1 protein-coding gene is annotated in these 10,916 nt (G+C 75.8%); it reads left to right on the forward strand.

Annotation, left to right across the window (positions count from 1 at the left end):
* Positions 1 to 46: 46 nt before the first annotated feature.
* Complete coding sequence (locus tag OG488_RS38040; protein WP_329238099.1) at positions 47 to 10,879, forward strand: type I polyketide synthase; 10,833 nt, start codon at positions 47 to 49, stop codon at positions 10,877 to 10,879.
* The last annotated feature ends 37 nt before the right edge of the window (positions 10,880 to 10,916 follow it).

Below are 10,916 nucleotides of genomic sequence, written 5' to 3' on the forward strand. Positions count from 1 at the left end.
GAAAAAAAGGTGGGAAACGGTGTCGGTCGAAAGTGGAGATGCGTGGATGAACGGGCCCGGATCCGAATCAGCCCTGGCGCGACTGCTCGCCGAGGCCGCACCGACGCAGCACCGCAGGCTGGTGACGGATCTGGTGCGCACCGCCGTGACCGAGGCGGTCGATGCGGCCCGGCCGGGCACCTCGCAGACCCTGGACCCCTCCGCACCGCTGGCGGACCAGGGACTCGACTCGCTCGCGGCGGTGGACCTGCACCGGAGGCTGACCGAGCGGACGGGCCTCGACCTGCCGGTCGGCCTCGCCTACGACTGCCCCACCGTGCGGGACCTGGCCGACCGGCTGCTGGCGGGGAACCGGGCCGCGGACGACGCTCCGCCGGAGCCGGCCGGTGACGGCCCCGCCGACGAGCCCGTGGCGATCGTCGGCATCGGCTGCCGCTTCCCCGGCGGCATCGAGACGCCGGCCGACCTGTGGCGTCTGCTCGCCGACGGCGGCGAGGTGCTCTCGGGCTTCCCCCAGGACCGTGGCTGGGACCTGAAGCAGCTCTTCGACGAGGACCCGGACGTCCCCGGCAGCTCCTACGCCCGCACCGGCGGGTTCCTGGACACGGCCACCGAGTTCGATGCCGAGTTCTTCGGCATCAGCCCGCGTGAGTCGCTGGCCATGGACCCCCAGCAGCGGCTGGTACTGGAGACCTCCTGGCTGGCCCTGGAGGACGCCGGCATCGACCCCACCACGCTGCGACGCACCGCGGCCGGCATGTTCTTCGGGGCCGAGGTGCAGGAGTACGGTCCGCGTCTGCACGACGCGCCGGACGGACTCGACGCCCACCTGCTGGCAGGCAACGCCTCCAGCGTCATCTCCGGCCGGGTGGCCTACGTGCTGGGCACCGAGGGACCGGCGGTCACCGTCGACACCGCCTGCTCCGCCTCCCTGGTCGCCGTCCACCTGGCATGCCGCTCGCTGCTGCAGGGCGAGTCGTCGCTGGCGCTGGCCGGCGGGGTGGCCGTGATGGGCGGGCCGGGCGTCTTCACCGCCTTCAGCAGGCAGCGGGGGCTGTCCGCGGACGGCCGCTGCAAGGCGTTCTCCGCCGCCGCGGACGGCACGGGCTTCGCGGAGGGCGTCGGCGTCCTCGTCCTGGAGCGGCTCTCCGAGGCCCGCCGCAACGGCCATCAGGTGCTCGCCGTCGTCCGGTCCTCCGCCGTCAACCAGGACGGTGCCTCCAACGGGCTCACCGCTCCCAGCGGAACGGCGCAGCAGAAGCTGATCCGCCGGGCGCTGGCCGTCGCCGGGCTCGGTCCCGCCGACGTCGACGTGGTGGAGGCGCACGGAACGGGCACCCGCCTCGGCGACCCCATCGAGGCGACCGCGCTCCTGGCCACCTACGGGCAGGGCCGCCCCGCCGGGGCACCTCTGCTGCTCGGCTCGGTCAAGTCCAACCTGGGTCACACCCAGGCCGCCGCGGGTGTGGCCGGCGTGATCAAGGCCGTCCTCGCCATGCGTCACGGTCAGGTGCCCGCGACCCTGCACGTCGACGCCCCCACCCCGCACGCCGACTGGGCGTCCGGCAGCGTGGAACTCGTCACCGAGCCGAGGCCCTGGCCGCGGACCGGCCGCCCCCGCCGGGCGGGCGTCTCCTCCTTCGGGGTCAGCGGCACCAACGCACACGTCATCCTGGAACAGCCGGACGCGGGGGACCGGGCCGAGGACGCGGACGGTGTCCGGGACCCGGACACGGAGGCAGCGCGCACCACCCCCGGGAGGGAGGCCACCCACGCCCCCGGAGCCGCCACGGTCCCGCTCGTCTTCCCGCTGTCCGCCCGCGGTGAAGCCGCCCTGCGGGCCCGCGCGGCCGACCTGCTGTCCCTCGCCGACGCCACGGAACCGGCCGACCTCGCCCACGCCCTGGCCACCACCCGGGCGGCCCTGCCCGACCGGGCCGTCCTCGTCGCCGCCGACCGGGCCGAGCTGCGGGAGGCGCTCACCGGCGTGGCCTCGGGCAGCACCCCCGCCACCGGGCGGGCGGGCGGCGAACTCGGCTTCCTGTTCACCGGGCAGGGCAGTCAGCGCCCCGGCATGGGCCGCGAACTCGCCGCCGCGTACCCCGCGTTCGCCGACGCACTCGACGACGTCTGCGCCCACTTCGACCTCCAGCTCCCCCAGCCCCTCAAGAGCGTCCTGTTCGCCGCGCCGGGCACACCCGACGCGGAACTGCTGCACCGCACCGAGTACGCGCAGCCGGCTCTGTTCGCCGTCGAAGTCGCCCTCCACCGCCTGCTGGAGAGCTGGGGGATGCGCCCCGACCACCTGGCCGGGCACTCCGTCGGCGAGATCGCCGCCGCGCACGTCGCCGGGGTTCTCACTCTGCAGGACGCCACGATCCTCGTGGCCGCCCGCGGCCGGCTCATGCAGGCGCTGCCCGAGGGCGGTGCCATGGTTGCGGTCCGCGCCGGTGAGAGCGACGTCGCGCCGCTGCTCACCGAGCACACCGGCATCGCCGCCGTGAACGGCCCCGCCTCCGTCGTGATCTCCGGTGACCTGGACGACGTGGAGCGCGTCGCCGGCGAACTCTCCGCCCGCGGGCACGACACCAAGCGCCTGCGCGTCAGCCACGCCTTCCACTCACCGCTGATGGAACCGATGCTGGCCGAGTTCCGCCGGGTCGCACACGTGCTGGACTACGCCGAACCCACCGTGCCGATCGTGTCCACCGTGACGGGCGGCCCCGTCGGCCGTGAACTGTGCGACCCCGAGTACTGGGTGGAACACGTCCGCGCCAGGGTCCGCTTCCACGACGCCGTGCGGTGGCTCGCCGACGCCGGCGTCCGGACGTTCCTGGAGATCGGCCCCGACGCGGTGCTGACCGCCATGGGACCGGACTGCACGGACGCGCCCGGCACCGCCTTCCTGCCGGTGCTGCGGCGTGGGCGGCCCGAGGCCCGCGAGGCCGTCAGCGCGCTCGCCACGGCCCACGCCCGAGGCGTCCCCGTCGACTGGGCACGGCACCACGCCGGCCAGGACGCCCGCCGCGTCGAGCTGCCCGGCTACCCCTTCCAGCGGCGCCGCTTCTGGCTGGAACCCGGCACCTCCGCCGACGCGTCCGGCCTAGGGCAGATCGCGGCCGGACACCCGCTGCTGGCGGCCGTGGTCGCGGTCGGCGCGGAGGGCGTCGTCCTGACCGGGCGCCTCTCCACCCGTACCCACCCCTGGCTCGCGGACCATGTGATCGCGGGCCGCGTGCTGATGCCGGGGACCGCCTTCGTCGAACTCGCCCTGCGGGCCGGCGACCACGTCGGCGCCACCGACCTGGAGGAACTCACCCTCGGCTCCCCGCTGGTGCTCGCCCCGGACGAGGATGTCGCCGTCCAGGTGGCCGTCGGGGAACCCGACGACACCGGTCGCCGTACCGTCACCGTCCACTCGCGCGCCGACGAGGACGCGCCCTGGACCCGGCACGCGGCCGGGGTGCTCACCGACACCGCCCCGCCGGCCGCCCGCACCGAGCCGGGCGCATGGCCGCCGCCGGACGCCGAACCCCTGGACACCACGGAGGTCTACGCGGACCTCGCCGGCCAGGGCTACGCCTACGGCCCCGTCTTCCAGGGCCTGCGCGCCGCCTGGCGGCACGGCGAGCACGTCCTCGCCGAGGTCGCCCTGCCCGAGGACGCCACCGCCGACGCCGCGCGCTTCGGGCTCCACCCCGCGCTGCTGGACGCCGCGCTGCACGCCGCCGACCTCGACGCCCCGCCGCGCGGAGAGGTGCTCCTGCCGTTCGCCTGGACCGGTGTCCGCCTGCACACCACCGGCGCCTCGGCCCTGCGCGTACGGATCACCCGTGGCGACGGGGACACCATCGGTCTGCACCTCGCGGACACCGCTGGCGCCCCCGTCGCCGACATCGAGGCCATGACCTCCCTGCCCGTACCGGACGACGACGTCCTGTACTCCGTGCGCTGGTCGTCGTACCCCAGGCCGCTGACCACCGCGCCCCTGCGCACCGCCGTCCTCGACGGCGTCCCCCGCCCGGAAGGACCGCCGCACGCCGATCCCGCCGAGGACCCCCTCGCCCGTGCCGTGGGCGCGCTGCTCGCCGCCCCCGCGCCGGACGCCGTGGTGTACCGCCCGGCCGGCCCGGCGGGCCCCGACGCCGCCGACGCGCGCGCCCACGTCCTGGGCACCCTGCGCCTGCTGCAGAGCTGGCAGTCGGACGAACGGGCGGCCGGCACCCGCCTCGTCCTCGTCACCGGACCAGGCAGCCCCGCCCACGCCGCGGTACGCGGCCTGGTCCGCTCGGCACAGGCCGAGAACCCCGGCCGCTACGTCCTCGTCGAGCACGACGGCCTGCCCTCCGAGGCCGAGCTGCGCCAGGTGCTCGCCACCGGGGAACCCGAAATCTCCCTCGCCGAAGGCCGGTTCGCCGTGCCGCGGCTGACCGCCGAAGCGACCACCGCACCCCGGCCGGCCGCCGACTGGGGCACGGTCCTGATCACCGGCGGCACCGGTGGGATCGGAGCCCTGCTCGCCCGCCACCTGGTGCGCGCCCACGGCGTGCGCCGGCTGGTCCTCGCCGGCCGCCGGGGGCACGCTCCCGAACTGCACGCCGAGCTGACCGGGCTGGGCGCCGACGTGACCGTCGCCGCCTGCGACGTCGGCGACCGGGAGGCGCTGCGCGACCTGCTTGCCCGGCACCCGGTCGACTCCGTCGTCCACGCCGCGGGCACCGTGCGCGACGGCATCGTCGAGAGCCTCACCGAGGACATGATCGACGAGGTCTTCCACGCCAAGGCCGCCGGCGCCTGGCACCTGCACGAACTCACCCTCGACCGGAACCTGTCCCACTTCGTGCTGTTCTCCTCGCTCGCCGCCGTCCTCGACGGACCGGGCCAGGGCAACTACGCCGCCGCCAACGCCTATCTGGACGCCCTCGCCGCACACCGGGAGGCGCACGGACTGCCCGCCACGGCCCTCGCCTGGAGCCTGTGGGCGACCGGCACCGGTATGGGCGCCTCGCTGGACGCCGCCGCCCTGGAACGAGTGGCCGCGTACGGCGTCCCCGGGCTGTCCGCCGAGCACTCCCTGCGGCTCTTCGATGCCGCCGTCCGTTCCGGCAGCCCCCACCTCGTCCCCGTGGAGATCGACGCCGCCGCCGTACGCCGCCGCCCCGACGGCCCTCCGCCGCTGCTCAGTGCTCTCGTCCGTCCCGTCACCCGCCGGGCCGCCGCCCACACGGCGCCCCACCAGGAGCGCGGGGCGGCGCAACTGCCCGCCGCCGACCGGGAACGCGCCCTGCTGGACCTGGTCCGCACCGAGGTGGCCGCGGTCCTGCGTCACGACTCCCCGTCCGCCATCGACCCCGGGCGGGCCTTCACCGAGCTGGGCTTCGACTCCCTGGCGGCCGTCGAACTGCGCAACCGGCTCAACACCGTCACCGGACTGCGTCTGCCCGCCACCCTCGTCTTCGACCACCCCACCTCGCACGCTCTCGCCCAGCACATCCGGGACGCCCTGTTCGGCGCCTCGCGGCCGGCCGGCGAGCCCGCCGCCGGACCGCGCCCCGCCGACGGCGACGACCCCGTCGTCATCGTCGGCATGGGCTGCCGCTACCCCGGCGGCGTCCGCTCCCCGGAGGACCTGTGGCGGCTGGTCGCCGAAGGCGTCGACACGGTCGGGGACTTCCCCTCCGACCGTGGCTGGGACACCGACAGCCTGTACGATCCCGAGCCCGGCACCCCCGGCCGCACCTACACCCGCGAGGGCGCCTTCCTCTACGACGCGGCCGACTTCGACCCCGGCTTCTTCGGCATCGGCCCGCGCGAGGCCACCGCCATGGACCCGCAGCAGCGCCTGCTCCTCGAGGTCTCCTGGGAGGCCCTGGAGCGCTCCGCCATCGACCCGGCGGCTCTGCGCGGCTCACGCACCGGCGTGTTCGCGGGCGTCATGTACCACGACTACGGGACCTGGCTGACCGAGGTCCCCGACGACCTCGCCGCCTACCTCGGCAACGGCAGTCTGGGCAGCGTCGTCTCCGGCCGGGTCGCCTACGCGCTCGGCCTGGAGGGCCCGGCCGTCACCGTCGACACCGCCTGCTCCTCCTCGCTGGTCACCCTGCACCTGGCCGCGCAGGCCCTGCGGCAGGGAGAGTGCGATCTCGCCCTGGTGGGCGGCGTCACCGTCATGTCGACCCCCGACACCTTCGTCGACTTCGCCCGGCAGCGCGGCCTGGCCGCCGACGGCCGCTGCAAGTCGTTCGCCGCGGCCGCCGACGGCACCGGCTGGGGCGAGGGCGTCGGCATGCTCGTCGTCGAGCGCCTCTCGGACGCCCGCCGCAACGGCCACCGGGTCCTGGCCACGGTGCGCGGCTCCGCCGTCAACTCCGACGGGGCCTCCAACGGGCTGACCGCTCCCAACGGCCCCTCCCAGCAGCGCGTGATCCGGGCCGCGCTGAGCGCCGCCGGGCTCACCCCCGCCGACGTCGACGCGGTCGAGGCGCACGGCACCGGCACCACGCTCGGCGACCCGATCGAGGCCCAGGCCCTGCTGGCCACCTACGGACAGGAGCGGCCCGACGACCAGCCGCTGTGGCTGGGCTCCGTCAAGTCCAACATGGGCCACACCCAGGCCGCCGCAGGGGTGGCCGGCATCATCAAGATGGTCATGGCGATGCGGCACGGCACCCTGCCGCGCACCCTCCACGTCGACGCGCCCTCGCCCCAGGTGGACTGGACGGCGGGCGCGGTGCGGCTCCTCACCGACGAGCGGCCCTGGAGGGCCCCGGACCGTCCGCGCCGCGCCGGGGTCTCCTCCTTCGGGATCAGCGGCACCAACGCCCACGTCATCCTTGAGGAGTTCACCGACGGCGATCCGGAGACCGAGGAGCCCGGCCCGGCCACCGTGCCGCCCGTACTCGCCCTCGCGGTCTCCGCACGCTCGCCGGAGGCACTGCGCGGCCAGGCCGCCCGGCTGCGCGACCTGACCGGCACGGCGCCCGCGGACCTCGGCCTGGCCCTCGCCACCACCCGCGGCACCCACCCGCACCGCGCGGTCGTCCTGGCCGCCGACGAGCTGCGGACCGCCGAAGCCCTGGAGGCCCTGGCCCGCGGACACGAGGCGCCCGGCCTGCTCGTCACCGGAGCCGCCACCGACGGCACCCTCGCCCACCTGTTCTCCGGACAGGGCGCCCAGCGGACCGGCATGGGCCGCGACTGGTACGACACCTACCCGGTCTACGCCGAACACTTCGACCGCGTGGCCGAACTCTTCGCCAAGCACCTGGAACGGCCGCTCGCCGAGGTGGTCCTCGGCGACCACCCCGACGTACTGGAGCAGACCGCCTACACCCAGGCAGCCCTGTTCACCACTCAGGTCGCCCTCTACCGCCTGCTGGAGTCCTTCGGGGTCCGGCCCGCCTGGCTGGCCGGCCACTCCGTCGGCGAGTTCGCCGCCGCGCACGTCGCAGGGGTCTGGTCGCTGCAGGACGCCGTGGCCGCCGTCGCCGCACGCGGGCGGCTCATGCAGGCGCTGCCCACGGGCGGGGCGATGATCGCCGTACAGGCCTCGGAGGAGGAGGTGGCGCCGCTGCTGGACGAACGGTGCGGCATCGCCGCGGTCAACGGCCCGCGCGCCGTGGTCGTCTCCGGGGAGGAGGACGCCGTCACCGCCGTCGCCGCGCACTTCACCACCACCCGGCGGCTGCGCGTCTCGCACGCCTTCCACTCGCCCCGCATGGAGCCCATGCTGGAGGAGTTCCGCCGGGTCATGGCGGCCCTCCCGGCCGCGGAACCGGCCCTGCCGATCGTCTCCACCCTCACCGGCGTCCAGGCCACGGCCGCCGAACTCGGCTCCGCCGACTACTGGGTGCGGCACGTACGGCAGACCGTGCGCTTCGCGGACGCCGTCCGGACGCTGGCCGCACAGGGCGTCGACACCTTCCTCGAACTGGGCGCCGCACCCGTCCTGTCGGCCATGGGCCCGGACTGCCTCGCCGACGCCGAGGGCACCGCGTTCGTCCCCACGGCCCGCAAGGACACCGCCCAGGTCCCCGGCCTGCTGGCCGCCCTCGCCGCCGTGCACACGCGGGGCACGGACGTCGACTGGTCGGTCCTGTACGACGGATACACGGGACGCCGCACCGAACTCCCCACCTACGCCTTCGAGCACCGCCATTACTGGCTGCCGACCACCGCCGCCCGGGGCGACGCCGCCGGGCACGGTCTCGCCGCCGCCGACCACCCGTACGTCAGCGCCCGCCTGGACCTGCCCGGTGACGCCGGACTGCTGCTCACGGGACGGATCTCCACCGCCACCCATCCGGTGCTCACCCAGCACGCCGTGCTCGGCTCGGTGCTGGTACCCGGCGCCGCCCTGGTCGACCTCGCCCTGCACGCCGGCCGGCTGACCGGCCGGCCCGTCCTGGAGGAACTCACCCTCCAGGCCCCGCTGGCGCTGCCCGGGGACGGCGCCGTACGCCTCCAGGTCGCCGCGCGGCCCGACGGCTCCGTGGAGATCCACTCCCGGCCCGAGAACGCCCCCGAGGACGAGGACTGGACGCGGCACGCGACCGGCACCCTCACCGGCACCGGCGCTCTCACCGGCACCGAAACCGGCGTGGCAGCCGCCTGGCCGCCACCGGGAGCCGTTCCGCTCGACACCGACGGCCTCTATCCCGGCCTGCACGGCGCGGGCTACGACTACGGCCCCGTCTTCCGCGGCGTGCGGGCCGCCTGGCGGCTCGGCGACACCGTCCTGGCCGAGCTGGAACTGCCCGCAGACGCACGGCATGACGCCGCCCGGCACACCCTGCACCCCGCGCTGCTGGACTCCGCCCTGCACGCCACGTCCCTCGCCGAGGAGGGCCCCGGCGACGACACGCCCGCCGGCACGATCGCCCTCCCCTTCGCCTGGACCGGTGTCACCGCGCACGGCCGGGGGACGCTCACCGCCCGCGTCCGCGTCACCCGGGGCGAGGACGGCACCCGGCTCGACCTGACGGACACCGAGGGCAGGCCGCTGGCCACCGTCGAGTCCTACGTCACCCGCCCGGTCACCGCGGACCGGCTCACCGGACGCGCGCGTTCCCTCTACGTCACCGAGGACGAACCGCTGCCGGAGTCCGCCGGGCGGCCCGAGCGCCGCACCTGGGCCGTGCTCGGCCCGGACGACGCCGGCCTCGGCGTCCCCGCCCACCCGGGCCTGACCGCGATCGAGGGTTCCGCGCCCGAGGTCGTCGTCCTCCCGGTGCGCGCCCCGCACACCGACGGGGAGCAACTGCCGCTGGACCTGCGCACCACGCTGGACGCGACGCTCGCGACCGTCCAGGAGTGGCTGGGCGACGAGCGGTGGGCCGGCTCGGTGCTGATGGTGCTCACCGCCGGCACCCTCACCGACGCCGCGGTGCACGGACTCGTGCGGGCCGCGCAGGCCGAGGACCCGGGCCGGATCGTCCTCGTCGGCCGGACCGGGCCCGACAGTCCCGTACCCGACCGTGCCGCGCTGGCCGCCGTCCTCGACTCCGGTGAGCCTGAGGTGGTGTGGCGGGACGGCCGGGCCCACGCCCCGCGCCTGACGCGCGCCGCGGATCCGGACACACCGCGTCCCGCCCGCCCCTGGGGCACCGTCCTCGTCACCGGCGGCACCGGAGGACTCGGCGCCCTGGTGGCCCGTCACCTCGTCACCCGGCACGGCGTCACCCGCCTGGTCCTCGCCGGCCGGCGAGGACCCTCCGCCCCCGGCGCCGCCGGACTGGCCCAGGAACTGGCCGCCCTGGGCGCCCGAACCGACCTCGTCGCCTGCGACGTCGCCGACCGGGCCGCACTCGCCGCACTGCTGGCCGCCCACCCCGTCGACAGCGTCGTGCACACCGCCGGCGTCCTCGACGACGGGCTGGTGCCCTCCCTCACCCCCGAGCGCCTGGACACCGTGCTCCGGCCCAAGGCGGACGCCGCCTGGCACCTGCACCAGCTCACCCTGGACCGGGACCTGTCCCACTTCGTGCTGTTCTCCTCGGCCGCCGGCACCATCGACGCCGCGGGCCAGGGCAACTACGCCGCCGCCAACACGTTCCTCGACGCCCTGGCCGTCCACCGCGCCGCCCGGAACCTGCCGGCCACCTCACTCGCCTGGGGCCTGTGGTCCGGCGGCGGCATGGGAGCCGGCCTCGACCGGGACGACGTACAGCGCATCGAACGGTCCGGTATCGGCGCGCTCGACCCGGCCGAGGGACTGGAACTGTTCGACGCGGCCCTGGAGTCCGGGATCCCCGCCCTGGTGCCGGTCCGGCTGGACAACGCCGCCCTGCGCCGCCGCGGCGACGACGTACCCCCCGTTCTGCGCACCCTGGCCGGTGTCACCGCCCGCGTCGCCCAGGACGACCGGACCCGCACCCTCGGGGAGCGCCTGGCCGGGCTGCCGGAGGCCGACCACGGGCACACCGTGCTCGAAGCGGTCCGCACCGAGGTCGCCGCGGTACTCGGCCACGACGGTCCCGCGGCCGTCGACCCCCGGCGCGCCTTCACCGAACTGGGCTTCGACTCACTCGCCGCGGTCGAACTGCGCAACCGGCTCAACGCCGTCAGCGGACTGCGCCTGCCCTCCACCCTCATCTTCGACTACGCCACCCCGACGGCCCTGGCGGACCACCTGCTCGACCGGCTCGCACCGGACTCCGGCCCGGAACCGGCCGAGCACCGGCCCGACGACGAGGTGCGGGACCTCATCGCCAGGATCCCGGTCGCGAGGATGCGCGAGGCAGGACTGCTCGACGGACTGCTGAAGCTGTCCGGACCCGCGCCGGCCGAGGCCGCCGCCGAGCCGGTCATGGACATCAAGTCCATGGCCGTGGCCGACCTGGTGCGCGCCGCCCTCAACCGCAGCAGTCCCCGGTGACCCGCCGCGGTGCCGGACGACGCGCCGCGTCCGGCAC

It is taken from the genome of Streptomyces sp. NBC_01460 (assembly GCF_036227405.1).
Classification (GTDB): Bacteria; Actinomycetota; Actinomycetes; order Streptomycetales; family Streptomycetaceae; genus Streptomyces.